This is a genomic window from Mesorhizobium sp. ArgA1 (assembly GCF_053714375.1).
In genome coordinates, this window is sequence record NZ_JBSKBQ010000008.1 from 162,544 (window position 1) to 177,111 (window position 14,568).

The 14,568-nt window shown below is 61.3% G+C and carries 21 protein-coding genes; 13 read left to right on the plus strand and 8 right to left on the minus strand.

The window, feature by feature from the left end; all coding sequences use genetic code 11:
- The first annotated feature begins 62 nt into the window (after window positions 1–62).
- Window positions 63–1,319 (plus strand): threonine ammonia-lyase IlvA, encoded by a 1,257-nt coding sequence (gene ilvA, locus ACWGTI_RS19000; protein ID WP_454588528.1) that lies wholly within the window; start codon window positions 63–65, stop codon window positions 1,317–1,319.
- Entirely contained in the window at window positions 1,316–1,870 is a 555-nt protein-coding gene (locus ACWGTI_RS19005; RefSeq protein ID WP_454588529.1) for a DUF1697 domain-containing protein, read from the plus strand. Before ilvA ends, ACWGTI_RS19005 begins: the two co-directional genes overlap by 4 nt.
- 2 nt (window positions 1,871–1,872) lie before the next feature.
- On the opposite strand, the gene ACWGTI_RS19010 is transcribed toward ACWGTI_RS19005, so the two are convergent.
- Together ACWGTI_RS19010 and ACWGTI_RS19015 are read right to left on the minus strand one after the other, a co-directional pair.
- Window positions 1,873–2,166: a DUF2218 domain-containing protein gene (locus tag ACWGTI_RS19010; protein ID WP_454588530.1), complete on the minus strand. Its 294-nt coding sequence runs from the start codon at window positions 2,164–2,166 to the stop codon at window positions 1,873–1,875.
- Between the two features lie 133 nt (window positions 2,167–2,299).
- Window positions 2,300–2,740, minus strand: coding sequence for a VOC family protein (locus ACWGTI_RS19015; RefSeq protein ID WP_454588531.1), 441 nt, complete (start codon window positions 2,738–2,740; stop codon window positions 2,300–2,302).
- Between the two features lie 359 nt (window positions 2,741–3,099).
- Here ACWGTI_RS19015 and ACWGTI_RS19020 point away from each other — a divergent pair, with 359 nt between their 5' ends.
- The 5 genes from ACWGTI_RS19020 (at window position 3,100) to ACWGTI_RS19040 (ending at window position 6,113) form a co-directional block, all read left to right on the plus strand.
- Entirely contained in the window at window positions 3,100–3,696 is a 597-nt protein-coding gene (locus ACWGTI_RS19020) for a cold-shock protein (RefSeq protein WP_454588532.1), read from the plus strand.
- Between the two features lie 125 nt (window positions 3,697–3,821).
- Window positions 3,822–4,394, plus strand: coding sequence for a DUF192 domain-containing protein (locus ACWGTI_RS19025; RefSeq protein WP_454588533.1), 573 nt, complete (start codon window positions 3,822–3,824; stop codon window positions 4,392–4,394).
- 9 nt (window positions 4,395–4,403) lie between these two features.
- Window positions 4,404–5,171, plus strand: a complete 768-nt coding sequence (locus ACWGTI_RS19030; protein ID WP_454588534.1) for an alpha/beta fold hydrolase — start codon at window positions 4,404–4,406, stop codon at window positions 5,169–5,171.
- A gap of 66 nt (window positions 5,172–5,237) precedes the next feature.
- On the plus strand, window positions 5,238–5,564 hold the full coding sequence (locus ACWGTI_RS19035; RefSeq protein WP_454588535.1) for a hypothetical protein: 327 nt from the start codon (window positions 5,238–5,240) through the stop codon (window positions 5,562–5,564).
- A gap of 48 nt (window positions 5,565–5,612) precedes the next feature.
- Window positions 5,613–6,113 (plus strand): GNAT family N-acetyltransferase, encoded by a 501-nt coding sequence (locus ACWGTI_RS19040; RefSeq protein ID WP_454588536.1) that lies wholly within the window; start codon window positions 5,613–5,615, stop codon window positions 6,111–6,113.
- 26 nt (window positions 6,114–6,139) lie between these two features.
- Here the strand turns inward: ACWGTI_RS19040 and ACWGTI_RS19045 are convergent, their stop codons facing one another.
- Complete coding sequence (locus tag ACWGTI_RS19045) at window positions 6,140–6,751, minus strand: HD domain-containing protein (RefSeq protein ID WP_454588537.1); 612 nt, start codon at window positions 6,749–6,751, stop codon at window positions 6,140–6,142.
- Between the two features lie 112 nt (window positions 6,752–6,863).
- On the opposite strand from ACWGTI_RS19045, the gene ACWGTI_RS19050 reads away from it, so the two are divergent.
- From ACWGTI_RS19050 to ACWGTI_RS19060, 3 genes are all read left to right on the plus strand, one after another.
- Window positions 6,864–7,490 carry a VOC family protein gene (locus ACWGTI_RS19050; RefSeq protein WP_454574061.1) on the plus strand — a complete coding sequence of 209 codons (627 nt, stop codon included), beginning with the start codon at window positions 6,864–6,866 and terminating at the stop codon, window positions 7,488–7,490.
- Window positions 7,491–7,684: 194 nt separating this feature from the next.
- Complete coding sequence (gene cysE, locus ACWGTI_RS19055) at window positions 7,685–8,533, plus strand: serine O-acetyltransferase (protein WP_454574060.1); 849 nt, start codon at window positions 7,685–7,687, stop codon at window positions 8,531–8,533.
- Window positions 8,534–8,686: 153 nt separating this feature from the next.
- A complete protein-coding gene (locus ACWGTI_RS19060; protein ID WP_006200852.1) occupies window positions 8,687–8,890 on the plus strand; it encodes a DUF3126 family protein in 204 nt (67 codons plus the stop codon).
- A gap of 85 nt (window positions 8,891–8,975) precedes the next feature.
- Here ACWGTI_RS19060 and ACWGTI_RS19065 read toward each other — a convergent pair whose 3' ends face one another.
- On the minus strand, window positions 8,976–9,701 hold the full coding sequence (locus ACWGTI_RS19065) for a hypothetical protein (RefSeq protein WP_454588538.1): 726 nt from the start codon (window positions 9,699–9,701) through the stop codon (window positions 8,976–8,978).
- 115 nt (window positions 9,702–9,816) lie between these two features.
- Here ACWGTI_RS19065 and ACWGTI_RS19070 point away from each other — a divergent pair, with 115 nt between their 5' ends.
- Window positions 9,817–10,185 carry a DUF6949 family protein gene (locus ACWGTI_RS19070; protein ID WP_454588539.1) on the plus strand — a complete coding sequence of 123 codons (369 nt, stop codon included), beginning with the start codon at window positions 9,817–9,819 and terminating at the stop codon, window positions 10,183–10,185.
- A gap of 101 nt (window positions 10,186–10,286) precedes the next feature.
- The gene (locus tag ACWGTI_RS19075; protein WP_454588540.1) at window positions 10,287–10,814 is read left to right on the plus strand and encodes a gamma carbonic anhydrase family protein; all 528 of its coding nucleotides are present in this window, start codon (window positions 10,287–10,289) and stop codon (window positions 10,812–10,814) included.
- 57 nt (window positions 10,815–10,871) lie between these two features.
- Here ACWGTI_RS19075 and ACWGTI_RS19080 read toward each other — a convergent pair whose 3' ends face one another.
- Together ACWGTI_RS19080 and ACWGTI_RS19085 are read right to left on the minus strand one after the other, a co-directional pair.
- Entirely contained in the window at window positions 10,872–11,450 is a 579-nt protein-coding gene (locus ACWGTI_RS19080; protein ID WP_454588541.1) for an ankyrin repeat domain-containing protein, read from the minus strand.
- 33 nt (window positions 11,451–11,483) lie between these two features.
- A complete protein-coding gene (locus ACWGTI_RS19085; protein WP_454588613.1) occupies window positions 11,484–11,867 on the minus strand; it encodes an HNH endonuclease in 384 nt (127 codons plus the stop codon).
- Window positions 11,868–12,189: 322 nt separating this feature from the next.
- On the opposite strand from ACWGTI_RS19085, the gene ACWGTI_RS19090 reads away from it, so the two are divergent.
- Window positions 12,190–12,795 carry a hypothetical protein gene (locus ACWGTI_RS19090; protein WP_454588542.1) on the plus strand — a complete coding sequence of 202 codons (606 nt, stop codon included), beginning with the start codon at window positions 12,190–12,192 and terminating at the stop codon, window positions 12,793–12,795.
- Between the two features lie 145 nt (window positions 12,796–12,940).
- On the opposite strand, the gene ACWGTI_RS19095 is transcribed toward ACWGTI_RS19090, so the two are convergent.
- Complete coding sequence (locus tag ACWGTI_RS19095; RefSeq protein ID WP_454588543.1) at window positions 12,941–13,549, minus strand: transglutaminase-like cysteine peptidase; 609 nt, start codon at window positions 13,547–13,549, stop codon at window positions 12,941–12,943.
- A 265-nt stretch (window positions 13,550–13,814) separates the two neighbouring features.
- Entirely contained in the window at window positions 13,815–14,432 is a 618-nt protein-coding gene (locus tag ACWGTI_RS19100; protein WP_454588544.1) for a PilZ domain-containing protein, read from the minus strand.
- Window positions 14,433–14,568: the final 136 nt, after the last annotated feature.

Genomic DNA, 14,568 nt, shown 5'->3' on the forward strand with positions numbered 1-14,568 from the left:
CAAACGGCGATTTGTGCAATAGGCTTCGCGCTCGAACCATTCGATCCAGAGGTGACCGCGCCATGAACAGCTTTTCCTCCCGCGTCGCCACTGCTGCTGGTGCGATCCGCCAAATCTTTCCCGAGACGCCGCTGCAGGAAAACGACTATCTGTCGAAGAAGACAGGAGCGCGGGTGCTGTTGAAGCGCGAGGATCTTTCTCCGGTGCGCTCCTACAAGATCCGCGGCGCGTTCAACTTCTTCCGCAAGGCGCTGGCCGCCGGCAACCAGGCCGAATTGTTCGTATGCGCCTCGGCCGGCAACCATGCGCAGGGCTTTGCTTTCGTGTGCCGCCATTTCGGCAAAAAGGGCGTGGTCTTCATGCCGGTAACGACACCACAGCAGAAGATCGACAAGACGCGATTGTTCGGCGGCGATTTCGTCGAAATCAGGCTGGTCGGCGATTTCTTCGACGACTGCTATCGCGCCGCCTTCGAGTTCACCGAAAGTTCGGGCGCGCATATGGTGCCGCCCTTCGACCACAAGGATATCATCGAGGGGCAGGCCACCGTCGCATATGAGATCGCCGACCAGATGCCTGGCGCGCGCATGCCTGACATCATCATGCTGCCGGTCGGCGGCGGCGGTCTCGCCGCCGGGGTGACGCACTATTTCGCCGACCAGCAGCGCGAAGCCCGCTACGTCTTCTGCGAGCCGGCCGGGGCGCCGAGCCTGCATGAGAGCCTGGCCAGCGGCAAGCGTATCAAGCTCGCCAATGTCTACAATTTCGTCGACGGCGCGGCGGTGGCCGAGATCGGCCGCGAGCCGTTGCGGCACCTCAGGGAGTTTGCCGCTGACGCCGTGCGGCTGATCCCGGAGAATCGGCTCTGCGCCACCATGATCGAAATGCTCAACATCGAAGGCGTGGTGCTGGAGCCGGCCGGCGCGTTGGCGATCGATGCGCTAAAGGATTTTTCGCGGAAAGAAATCCGCGGCAAGACCATTGTTGCGGTGGTGTCGGGCGGCAATTTCGATTTCGAGCGACTGCCCGACGTGAAGGAGCGGGCGCTGCGTTTCGAGGGCCTGAAGAAATACTTCATCATCCGTTTCCCGCAGCGGCCCGGTGCGTTGCGCGACTTCCTCGAAATGCTCGGTCCTGACGACGATATCGCCCGCTTCGAATATCTGAAGAAATCGGCGCGCAATTTCGGGTCGGTGCTGATCGGCATCGAAACCAAGGACCGGCGCAATTTCGACCTGCTGAAGGCGAATTTCGAGGCCGAGGGCGTGCACTACCAGGACATCACCGACAACGAGACCCTGGCGGGGTTCATCATATGAGCGGCACGGTTTTCGTCGCGCTGTTTTCCGGCATCAATGTCGGCGGCAACCGCATCGTCAAGATGGCTGAGTTGCGGGCGTTTTTCGACGAACTCGGCTTCACCGACGTCGCCAGCTACGTGCAGAGCGGCAACGTCGTGTTCCGGGCGAAGAAGGGCGACGCAGCCGCGCTGACCAAACAGATCGAAGCCGCCTTCGAGAAAAAATGGGGCTTTCATTCGCGCATCATGGTGCGCGATCGCGACTGGTTCGAACGGCTGGTGAGTGGAAATCCCTATCCCGAATTGGCCGGCGATCCGACCAAGTTGCATGCCTACACGCTGGAGCGCCAGCCGACGGCCGACGAGATCGCCAGGCTTGCCGAAAAATGCACCGGGCCCGAAAGCTTCGAGGTCAAGGGCGACGTGCTCTACCTCAAAGCGCCGGACGGGCTCGGCAAATCGGTGTTCGCCAACCTTATTCCGCGCGCGCTGAAAGTGCCGGGAACCGCGCGCAACTGGCGTTCGGTGATGGCATTGCTGGAGATGGCCGGCCAGGCCGGCGCAAAATAGCGTTACGCGGCCGGAGCGGGCTTCCAGTCGAAGGCCAGCTCCTCGCGGAAGGCAAAGCGCTTGATGTGATCTGCAACAACGCTTTCCAGGCGCTCCAGCGATCCAGCTTCATCCGTCGACACGGTGATATGCAGCGCTGCCGCATCGGCATCGAGAACCGTGCGGCCGAGCGAAAGATCGATGGTGCCGTGGTTCGGATCGAACTCGACGGGAAATTTGTGTGCCCAGTGCTTGCACAGCTGCTGCAGATAACGGCTGGCATAGGCGGTGGTAACATCGACACGGCTGGTCGGCATGAAGGGATCTCCTGGATGGGGCGCTGGCTATGCCTGGCTGGCGCGTCCGGCAATTACATAGGTGCAGTCGCCCGGAACGGCAAAGGCGGCCGCATGTCCACGCGGCCGCCTTTGCTCAAGAATGGCGTGATCGCTACCAGGTGCCGGTGTTGGGCATCGAGGCCCACGGTTCGGCCTTTGGCTTGGCCGGGCCCTTCTGCAGCAGCTCGAACGAGATGCCGTCCGGCGACTTGACGAAAGCCATGTTGCCGTCGCGCGGCGGCCGGTTGATGATGACGCCATTGTCCATCAGATGCTGGCAGGTCGCGTAGATGTCGTCGACCTCATAGGCGAGGTGGCCGAAATTGCGGCCGCCCTTGTAGTCCTCAGGATCCCAATTGTAGGTCAGCTCGATCAGCGGCGCCTTGTCGGCAATGCCGCTCTCTACGTCCTCGGAGGCGGCGAGGAAGATCAGCGTGAAGCGGCCCTGCTCGTTTTCATAGCGGCGCACTTCCTTCAGGCCGAGCTTGTTGACATAGAAATCGAGCGAGACATCGACGTCGGCGACACGGACCATTGTGTGGAGGTAGCGCATGGGATTTCCTCGGGGATATTTGGGTTGCGAGGCAACATAGGGTCCACCCCGCCGAAGGGCAACGAGCATCGGACTGAAAAAGTGGTCGCCGATTTTGGAAAAGTCAGATTGCTCTGACAAAAGCGTTGGACGCAAAGTGGTTGCCGATTCCGGCAAAATCCTACGCAGATTGCCGACCGGTTGACGGCCTGACGGGATCGTTATTGCGGCCGGCAGCAACGCCGGCAAACAACAAATCAGCTATTCCTGTATCCAACTATGAAAAAAGGCACGGCAGGTCTTGCACACACCGGAAGCGGCGGTGTTAATCTGATGTCAAGAATCACTTGCGGTTTTCTTGAAAAAAAGGGGGCATTCTTATGGGGGATAGGGCCTCTTTCACGAGGCGGGATGAGAACCTTGACGACGCCCTGACGCGCGACAGTGGCGGCGATACCGCCGGTCTGGTCGAAATCGCCGGCGCCATCAAATGGTTCGACGTGGCCAAGGGCTACGGCTTCATCCTTCCCGATGACGGTTCTTCGGGCGACATCCTCCTCCATGTGACCTGTCTTCGAAAGGACGGTTTCCAGACTGCATTGGAGGGCGCGCGCGTCGTGTGCCTCGTCAAGCATGGCGACCGCGGCTTGCAGGCATTCCGGGTGCTGTCGATGGACACCACCACGGCGATCCATCCGGCCGAGATGCAGGAACAGCGCACCCACGTGTCGGTGACACCGGAAAGCGGTCTCGAACGGGCGCTGGTGAAGTGGTTCAACCGCACCAAGGGCTTCGGCTTCCTGACCAGGGGCGAGGGCACCGAGGATATCTTCGTCCATATGGAGACGCTGCGCCGCTACGGCATTACCGAGCTCAGACCCGGACAGGTCGTGCTGGTGCGTTTCGGACGCGGTGACAAAGGCCTTATGGCGGCCGAGATTCATCCCGATATGGGCACCTTGCCGGTCGCGCATTAGGACGCGAGCCATCCCGATAAAATTCGGGACGGCTGTCTTTACCTTGTTTTCTTGGTTTCACCACGATCTTATCCGAATACCTGAGACCATTTTTCGGGATCATGGTCTTCGGTCGAGGATTTCCAATGGCGCACAGGAACTGGCTGACTGCGGGCGCGCTCAGCGTCATCGTTGCCGTGGCCGCCGGCGCTTACTTCTATTCCGGGCTGCCGACCGCATCACAGCAGACGATCGCTGGCGGCCAGGCGATGATCCTTCCTGTCGATCCGACGCCGCTGGTTGTGGCGACGAAGGGCGGAGACAAGTCCTTTTCGATCGAAATCGCCGACACCGACTCCGAGCGCGAGGGTGGGCTGATGTATCGGCAAGACATGGCCGACGACCACGGCATGCTCTTCGTCTTCGAGATGCAGAAGCAGGTCGGTTTCTGGATGCACAACACGCCGATGCCGCTCGACCTGGTCTTTGTCGGCCAGGACGGCAAGATCCGCGCCGTCAAGCACGGCGATCCGTTCTCCGATGCAGTCATCTCGCCAGGGGTGCCTGTGCGTTTCGTGCTTGAGCTCAAGGCCGGCACCGCCGCCAAGAACGGTATCGAATATGGCAATCTGCTGCGCCATCCGGCCGTCGGTACGGTCTCTGGCCCGGGCATGCCGCCGGCGGACAAGGGTGATGCGCCCACACCCGGCGCCGGGTGAGGGGCGCTGATGCAGTTCTTCTCGCATAATGGGTTCGATCTCGCCTTCCTCGACCGCCAGCCGGCGTCGGGCGAGGGTGATCCGGTGCTGATGATCCACGGCTTCGCCTCGAGCCACTATGTGAACTGGGTGTCTCCGGGCTGGTTCAAGACGCTGAATGATGCCGGCTACCGCGCCATCGCCTTCGACAATCGCGGCCATGGTTCGTCGTCGAAGAGCTATGACGAGGCCGACTACACGCCGGCGAAGATGGCCTCGGATGCGGCAGCGCTGCTCGACCATCTCGGCATCGGGCGTGCGCATGTCATGGGCTATTCGATGGGCGCGCGCATCTCGGCGTTCCTGGCGCTGTCCGATCCTGACAAGGTGGCGACGCTGGTGTTCGGCGGCCTCGGCATCGGCATGGTCGATGGTGTCGGCGACTGGGACCCGATCGCCGAAGCGCTGCTGGCCGACGATCCGGCCGCCACCAGCCATCCGCGCGGCCGCTCGTTTCGTGCCTTTGCCGATCAGACGCGCAGCGACCGCCGGGCGCTGGCGGCCTGCATCGCAAAGTCGCGTGAATTGCTCAGCGAAGAAGACATGACGCGCATCGCCCAGCCGACTCTGATTGCGGTTGGGACGACAGACGATATTGGCGGTTCGCCCGACCAGCTTGCCGCGCTGATGCCGAACGCCAGGGCGTTTCACATCGAGGGACGCGACCATATGCTGGCGGTCGGCGACAAGACCTTCAAGCAGCGCGTGCTGGAGTTTTATGCCGAAAATCCGCTCTGAGGCGGATGGCAAGGGGGCAATGTGGCACAATGGGGAAGGGGCGCGGCCGCCGTTCCAGGCGAGGTCGTGCAGACTAAACTCGGCAAACGTTCAGTTATACTGGCGCTGGCTGCCTTCAGTGCAGGAGCGGTTGCGATCGTCATCATGGTGGCGATGCCGAGCGACGCATCGGAGCTTACGCAGAGCGTTGCGACGGGTTTCTTCATGCTGATGTTTCTGCTCGCAGCCCCCGTGGCGCGCATCACCGGCGTGGTCTTCGGCGTGATGGCGCTGGTGCGCTCCAACGACAGGCGCGGGCTCGGACTGCTGGGGATTGTCCTGAACGGGCTGTCGGTGGCGGGAGGCCTGGCGCTGCTGGAGGCGATGGCGTCGACGATCGGCGCTTTTACGTGATCCTGCGCGAGCTGCCGCCTTGCCGCTTGTCGCGGTACCGGTGCCGCCTTGGTTGACCTTCTCGTCACCTACATGGAGATGCGCCAGGCCAATCCGGCGCCTGCCCGCGTCAGCCCGGCAGCCGGCGCCACGGTTGCGCGTGAAAGGCTGGACCGCGCCGCCTATCTCAGCCTCTACCGTGCCGTCGGCGAGCCCGTACAATGGGGCCAGCGGTTGCGCATGGCGGCCGAAGACCTCAAGCGCCTGCTGGCGTTATCGTCGACACATATCCATGTGCTGCGCGTCGAGGGCGAAGCCGCCGGCCTGTGCGAATTCAACGGCGTCGGCCAACCTGACGTCGAGTTGACCCACTTCGGTCTGGTTCCCGCTTTCCAGGGCCGCCGGCTCGGGCCGTTCCTGCTCGACCAGGCGCTTCGTGCCGTCTGGTGGCATGCACCGCAAAGGGTCTGGCTGCATACGGACACCTACGACCATCCGTCCGCGCAATCGGTCTACGGGCGGGCAGGTTTCAAGCCGTATGAGCAGCGCATGGAAACCTTTCCAGACTAGCCGGGGCCTCCCTCCGGAGTTTCCGGTCAGCCAGCCGCGAGAGCTTCGATTGAACGCGCGATGTTTTGCCTGGCTTGCGGTTCGAACCGGCGCCGGAATTCATCGGTATGGAAGATGTGGTCGCGGGCGAGAAAACTCTTCAGGACTGCGCTGCGGCCGGCGCGCCACATCGGCTCCTCGACCCAGGCATATTCCTGTCGGACCGCAAGCTCGTAGTCGTCGAACGCATCCGGCGCGGTGCCCAGGATCGACAGGTCCATGTCGAGGAACAGGCTGGCGTCCCGCATCGCCGCCGGATCGTCAAACGACGGCAGCTGGTGCGTGGCGGTGGCGAGGATCATCGCGGTGATGCGCCTGAGCCGCACGGGATCGGCGCGTCCGGCCAGCATCTTTTCGGCTAGAGCGGAGCTTTGCGCCTCATTGTCCTTGGCCTTGCTGTCGTAGATGGCATCGTGGAACCAGATCGCGGCCTCGACGGCTTCGGGATCATGCAGCGACGCGCGATAGTCGCCGGCCAGCGCCAGCATCGCCTCGATATGTCCGAGGTTGTGGTAGTGGCGGTCTTCGGCCCGATAGAAGCCTGAGAGGTCCCGCTTCAGTGGTTCGTCGATCAAGGGCTGGTCTTTCAAGTTTGTCATCTGTCCAGTTAACCGATCTCAACCCCTCGGAGTCAAAACCAATCATTTTCAAATCTTGCGCGGGCCGGGGCTCTGGGGAATGTTGCCATTCCATTCAACCAAGGAGGCTGACATGACCAATACCGTGCCGGGGACGATCGACATGAAGCTGGAGGCCGTCATCATCGCCGTTGCCGATGCCGAGCGGTCCAAGCGTTTTTATGGCGATCTGGGTTGGCGGCTCGACGCCGACTTCGTTGTCGGCGATGCGTTTCGGGTGGTGCAGTTCACACCGCCGGGTTCGCCATGCTCGATCCATTTCGGCAAGGGCCTGACATCAGCCGCGCCGGGCTCGGCAAAGGGGCTTTATCTCGTCGTATCCGATATCGTGGCGGCGCATGCCGAACTCGTGGCGCGCGGCGTCGAGGCGAGCGAGGTGTTCCACCGTACCGGGCCCGGGCAGCCGCCGGTCAGCGGCAGGCATCCGGAAGGGCGCAGCTATTCCTCCTATGCCACGTTCAGCGATCCGGACGGCAACAGCTTCATCCTGCAGGAGATCACCCAACGCTTGCCGGGGCGCGTGGACGCCAGCGACACGATATTCACCTCGTCGGGCGAACTTGCCGCGGCGCTACGACGCGCGGCGGCGGCACATGGCGAGCACGAGAAGCGGACCGGCGGACAGCACGATGTGAACTGGCCAGACTGGTATGCCGAATACATGGTGGCGGAACAGGCCGGAAAGCCGCTGCCGACCTGAAAGGCCACAGCGCATGGGCGTCGCGCGCGTCCGTTTTCCGGCGGGGCGGTGATCAAGGGTTCGTTTTCCATGGCGGCTGGAATCTGCGTGAACCAAATCCATTTGATGAAGCACTAAGGAAAATTGAGTTCAATCGTGCTATGATCTGGCCTATATGTGCGGCCGGACAACAAGCCGGCAGGCCGGAGACGTCGATGAACAGCATTACGATTGCCCGCCCCACAATGGTGCAGCCGGTCGATCCGATCTGGCGCTCGATCCGCGACGAGGCGATGGACGCGGTCAACCGCGACCCGCTTCTGGCGGCGTTCCTCTATTCGACCATCCTCAACCAGGAGAGCCTGGAAGAGGCGGTCATCCACCGGCTGGCCGAGCGGCTTGCGCATCAGGACATCGGTTCCGACCTCATCCGCCAGACCTTCAAGTCGATGCTGGCCGACGACAAGGAATGGTCGTCGATCGTGCGCGTCGACATCCAGGCCTATTACGACCGCGACCCGGCCTGCGACCGCTTCATCATGCCGGTGCTCTATTTCAAGGGTTTCCACGCCATCCAGACGCACCGGCTGGCGCATTGGCTATGGAACCAGGGCCGCAAGGATTTCGCGCTCTATCTGCAAAGCCGATCGTCCTCGGTGTTTCAGACCGACATCAACCCGGCCGCCCGTATCGGCAAGGGCATCTTCATCGACCACGCCACCGGCCTTGTCGTCGGCGAGACGGCTGTGATCGAGGACGATGTGTCGATCCTGCACGGCGTGACGCTGGGCGGCACCGGCAAGGCCGGCGGCGACCGTCACCCGAAGATCCGCTACGGCGTGCTGATCGGCGCCGGCGCCAAGATCCTCGGCAATATCGAGGTCGGCCATTGCTCGAAGATCGCGGCAGGCTCGGTGGTGCTGTCACCGGTGCCGCACAACAAGACGGTTGCAGGTGTGCCGGCCCGCGTCGTCGGCGAGACCGGCTGCGACCAGCCTTCGCGCCAGATGGACCAGCTTTTGCCGTCGCAGTCGATGGACCAGGTCGTCAGCTTCGACATTTGAATTTCACATGCTTCCGGCAGGCCGGGCCGAGGCCGGCTGCCGCGCCGGCATCCGCCAGTTCTCGCTCTATCCAGCCGGCTTGCCTTTACATCGCCATTGTCGACGTGCCAGAAGCGCGTTCCAACGAGCAAGCCCGACGATCGGAGAAGACTTTTGAAGCCGGACGAAATCAGAAAGCTGGACGCCTATTTCAAGCGCGTCTTCCAGAATCCCAAACTCGAAGTGAAGGCGCGGCCGCGCAAGGAAGATTCGGCCGAGGTCTATGTCGGCGACGAGTTCCTCGGCATCGTCTTCAAGGACGAAGACGACGGCGATTACAATTTCTCGATGGCGATCCTCGACATCGATCTGGCCTGAGCCAGGGCCTTGCGGCTGGCCGGACCTGCCATGGTGCAGGCCGGCAGCCTTTCATATTCAGAAAATATGCAACGAATTCAGCCAGCTATCTCGCTGCCTTGAGGACGCGCGTGGCCTCGGCGACCATTGCTGCGTCGAGCGCCTGCCAATTGCCCAGAAATTCGCGGGGAAAGCGATAGGTCAGGCTGAGGCTGTCGCCGACTTGGATATCGCGCTCGCAGGGCGCCAGCGATTCCTCAGCAGTCGGTCCGCTCAGGCAGCGGGCGACGAACGGATCCTTGCCGGGTCGGCCGGCAACCGCAAGCACCTCGTTGAGATAGCCTGATTTTTCGCCGAAGCCGTAAATCATCGTGCCGCCGGGCCCGGGCGTTCCGGGCTGGCTGATCAGCGCGCTGTAGATCGGCGCGAAACGGCCGCTCATGTCGCGCGACATCATCTGCGGCTCGAACGACAGGAAGATGATGTTTTTGGTCGTTCCCGTGTGGTTGAAATCGTCGCGGGCGGCTTCGCTGTAACCCTCCATCTGGGGATAGCGCAGATAGAGGTCGAGGCGCGAAGCGATGCCGTCGCGGCGCGCCTGCAGGAAGCGGATGGCATTGGCCGGCACGGCAATGACATTGTTGCCGATCACCACCCGGTGGACCGTGGTGTCGTCGGTATAGCCGGCCATGGCGATCGAGCGGCCGAACCATTTGCCGCCGAGGCTGATCGCCAGCGACAGCAGCGCCAGTGCCGCAAAGGCATAAAAGACCCGCTTCATCAGCACGGAATCGACGACGTTGAATTCTTCGGCGGTCGCTGCCTGCTTCATCGCAATCCCCATAATCGCCGCTTCTGTCCTTGGACGGCACACATGCCGCGGCATGGCTCTTGCTGCGCAGCTGTCGGATGCGACTGTGCGATTTCATGGTAAACGGAAGGTAAAGATGAGCCTGCTGATGCCCGTTCTCTTCGCTTTTGCCGTCGGGCTCACTGCCTGTGGGCTCACCGGATCCGTGATGGAACTGGCGGCCGGCCGCCGGCTTGCCTTTTCCGAGCCCTATGTTTCGCCGGCGCACATCCTGCGCTCGCTGGCCGCAACCGCCTGCGCCGGGCCGTTCATGCTCGCCAACGATGCCCTCGATGCGCGGCGTGAGGGCCGCATTTCGACGCTTATGCTGATGTCCTGCGGCTGCACCGTGATGGCCTGGGCGCTGGCGCTGGGCATCGTGCTGATCGCCATTGCCTCGTGGGGCGTCGGTTCTCCTGGAGCGGTTCAGCTTTTGGTCGAATCGCTGGCCCGCTTTCTGTCTTGAACGGAAAACGCTGCGTGGTTTTCCCTAGGAGAAACCGCTACGCGGTTTTCCCGGGATTGTTTTAGGGTTCGTTCCGGCCCGGGACGAATCGGAGACGAAAAATGCCGACCTATGCGATCGACGGAAAGGCGCCTCGTTTTGAGGATGCCGACAGCAATTGGATCGCGCCGGACGCAACGTTGATCGGCGACATCGAGGTCGGCCGCAATGCCGGTTTCTGGTTCGGCGTGGTCATTCGTGGCGACAACGAGGCGATCGTCATCGGCGCCGACAGCAATGTCCAGGAACACACGGTGATGCACACCGACCCCGGCTTTCCCCTGACGATCGGGCAAGGCTGCACCATCGGCCACCGCGCTTTGCTGCATGGCTGCACGATCGGCGACAACAGCCTGATCGGCATGGGCGCCATCGTGCTGAACGGCGCCAGGATCGGCAAGAACTCACTGGTCGGCGCCGGCGCGCTGGTCACAGAAGGCAAGGAATTCCCCGACAATTCGCTGATCGTCGGCTCGCCCGCGCGGGTGATCAGGACGCTGGACGACGCCGCGGTCGCCAGGCAGCGCGCCTCTGCCGCGCACTATGTCGCCAACGGCAAACGGTTCAAGGCGGGACTGAAGAAGGTTTGAGGCCAGCATAAACGACCGCGTGTCGCGGGGGGAATTGCGGTCCAACTGCTGTTGGTCCTAGCGGCGCCCGGCCATCGCATCGCGCAGCAATGAAGCGCCAGCCTCAAAGCCGGCATTGTCGGCTTCCTCCAGGGGCGTCGTATAGTCATCGATGCGGGTTTCCAGCGCCGGGTCGGCGCCCGCCGTCAAAAGCAGGCGGAGCGCCTCGACACTGCGGATCGCCACCGCATAGTGAAGCGGCGTCCAGTCGTTCACGCCCCGCATGTTCGGGTCCGCGCCACCGTCGATCAGCGCCCTAACGATTTCCAGCCTATCGGATCGGTCGGTGGACAGTGCAGCAATGATTGCTGGAAACCCGCCGTGATCCTGGTAATTCGGATCCGAGCCTGCATCCAGCAAAGTCGAAATGAACCCGACCGGGCTCCAATAAATCGCATATTCCAGCGGATGCCCGAGGCCGAGCTCGAATGGCATGCGCTCGTCGAACCAGCGGTGCGAGCCGCCCAATGCCACGCCGAGCCCCTCGAAATCGCCGACTTTGAAGGCATCGTCGATCGCCTTGAACAGGCGATGGCGCTCGCACCGATCTTCCGGGATTTCCAGCATGGCAATGATCCAGAAGGGGCCTTTGATCACTCATACTGCAGCGATCAAAAGCCATTTGAAATATCATTTTAGCAAGGGGTGACACTCAAGCGGATGCCATTTCCTGGCCGCTACTCGCTTTCGGACGCGCTGCTGGTAAGCAACTGGCGACAACACATCTCGCATCCTATGGCGAGTTTTGTTGCAAAAAACGCATGCTGCAACAATGTTATCGAGGTTCTCTCGGCCGCCTTCCGTTCGCGGTGTCAAATGTTCCGCAGTGCAACGGAGGCGGTTGAGCGGTCCGGCAGGGAGATGATGGCGCTCCGCCATCGCCCTCGGGTCTTCATCCCACATCGGAAAATCGCAGTAGAAGCATCGCCAATTCTGCCTCACTGCTTGCTCTGTTCTAAGTTTTGCCAGTTTGTTTGATTTGCACATTTTGCACATCCATTGCTTCATCAACATGAAGCGGATGTGCAGCAACCGGTAAGCGATTGCCCCTCATTCGGAAGGGATATCCCTCGCACGAGACGACGTTCAGAAAGAGCGCCACTCCGCAGTATTTAGTGGTAGATGCCGAGCGCAAGAACAGCATCCATTAGGTCACCCACAACGGCTCCCAGACGAACTCTAGAACGTCTCCACGTATTAAGATATTTTAGATTTTTGGGAAGATCAAGTCGATCTGGATGCACCAGCCAAGGCGCTCCGTCGCCGGAGCGGTTTAAGAGTTGTAGAAAATCCCATGGGTCGGGTAAGGCAAAAGTACAACCGACGCGAAGCCGAAATGCGTTTCGAGCGCGTATATGAAGCCGTCGAGGGTGATCGGTGCATCTATTGCGGGATGCCGAATGACGGCAAATCTGACCATCAACCTCCAGTGTACGTCCTTCACAGGTTCGCAGAAGGCGGGCTGGTCACGAGAAGGGCAATCCGGGAGCATTTCGGCCGATGCAAGCTGGTCCCGTGCTGTACCATCTGCAACATGGGTCTCGGTGCGTATCATGGCTCCAACGACAACGGTCGGAGGCAGGAGATTGTAAAATGGTTTTTGGTGGATGACCGATTCCCGGAAGACAAGATCGTCTTGTGGGTCGGACACCGGCTGATCCAAGACCGTCTTCAAGGCAGGCGAGGAGAGGAGATTTACAAGTTTCCCGGTGTCGGCCGCATCATCTACATCAACGCCCTGACTGGACTAGTCGAAGGAGAGTTCAGCGGTCCCGCCGAATTTCCAGAATGGTTGCAGGTGACGCAATTTGAACTGGCCGCGTGGCTACGGGGAGCAACAAGACGCAAGTCGCGGTACTTTCTGGATATGGCAAATCTGGAGAGCTATGCGTTAGTGCCTGACGCCCGAGACGATCCTCGCGGTCAGTTCAAAGCTCAATAGTCGCCTCAAGCTTAACCAGAAATGGTGGAGCCGGCCCGGGGACGGGGCCGGCTCCTAAAACCCGGTCGTTGGGGACGGGGAGGGTGGGGACTCGACCGGGCTTTCTCGTCGCGTCCTGAGCGGACGTGTTTCTTGTTTCCGCGTCCTAACGGACGCTGGCAACCGCGTCGGCGCGGCCGTCATTGATCGTTACCCACACGCCGGAATTCTGGTCGGATTGGCGCTTCAGGTAAGTGTAATCGGTGTCGGTCCAGGACAGTACCTTGGACTCCAGATTGTCGAGGATGAACTCGCCAAGGCTGGTGCGCAGGGTGAGCACCGCATGGCCGTCGCCATTCGGCTGGCGCGCCACAGTCATCAAGAGATTGCCGGCGGGAACGCCAAGCGCCATCAATTCGCGGCGCTTCTCCAGCGCATAGTCCTCACAATCGCCGAAGCCGCTGTCGGGGTAGGACCAGACCTCTTCCTTGCCCCACATTTCCATGTCGGTGCGCGGCACAATCCTGATGTTGACCGAATTGTTGATGCTGACGATCGACGCCCACAGCTTGCGGGTCAGTTCGACCGGCGCCTGCTTGGGCGTACGCTGCGCGCACTCCTGCGGCAGCTTCTGGCAGAATTCGTAGTGGCCGACAGGCTGTGTGGTGCGGCCGCCAGTGTGCATGTAGGCCGGTCCCGCTGCTTGCGCCATTCCCCAAGCGGAAAACTGCATCGCCATTGCCAAGAGCAACAGCTTGCCCCACGTCTTCGCCATTTGGTCAGTCTCCCCGTTTGAGGAGACAATGACACGGGTCGATTTATTTCACGCAAAAACCCGAAGTAGACATTGAGTAAAACCCCAATAGAATAAGCGTAAAATTTGATCTATTTTAATATAAAGTCGTTCAGGTCTCGACGCAAAACCGCGGTGTTTAGGGCGTGGACGTGTCGCACTGCGACAAGGAGAACCAGACGGAATGCCGGGCGACAAAAAACCGGCCGGCAAGGGCCGGTTCGTTTCTAGTGCGTGTTGCTGACGTTCATGCGCGCGGGGCGTTGAACTCGGAATCGAGCGTTTCCGGGCGCTGGATGACAGCGAATTCGATGGCGACGCCATCTTCGAAATGGCGTACCACCTGGCCGCGCATGGTGCCTAACATCACCTGGATGCCGATCGCCGGCTTGACGTCGATCTCGACCGCCGCGCCTGACAATGACAGGTCGATGATGCGGCACTGGTACTGGCGGCCGTCGGTAAGCTGCAGCACGCTGGTCGGGTTGCGCGGCGCCACGCGTTCGTGGCGGCGGTCTTCCGGCAGGTCGAGCTCATGCTTGTTGGCGAGCCAGGTCAATTGCGCGGCAAGCTTGTCTTTCTTGCGATCCGAGGCAATGACGGTCATGGCAAAGCCGTCCTGCGAGGTGCGCGTCACCACGCCCTCGATGCGACCGATATGATCGATATAGGCAATGATTTTTTCGCCCGGCATGCCGACGCGCTCGGTGCGCAGCGCTACATTGCCCGGCGACATGTCGACCACCTGGCACGGGTGTTCGGTGCGGTCCTCCAGCATGAAGCGCCCGTAGATCTTGACCCGGACGCGCTGAAAGTTACGCCTTTCGGCGCGGGACGGCGCATATTCGACCGCCGCTGACCTCATGACTGCCTACACCCTGTTGGCATTCCCGCGTCGTGCGTGGAACTTCACGCCAAAACGCTACAGCAAATCAGGTTAACAAAGGGGAAAAGCGGGCCGCCTATACTTAAGATCGGGCCCTGGATTTGAGCCTAGAGCG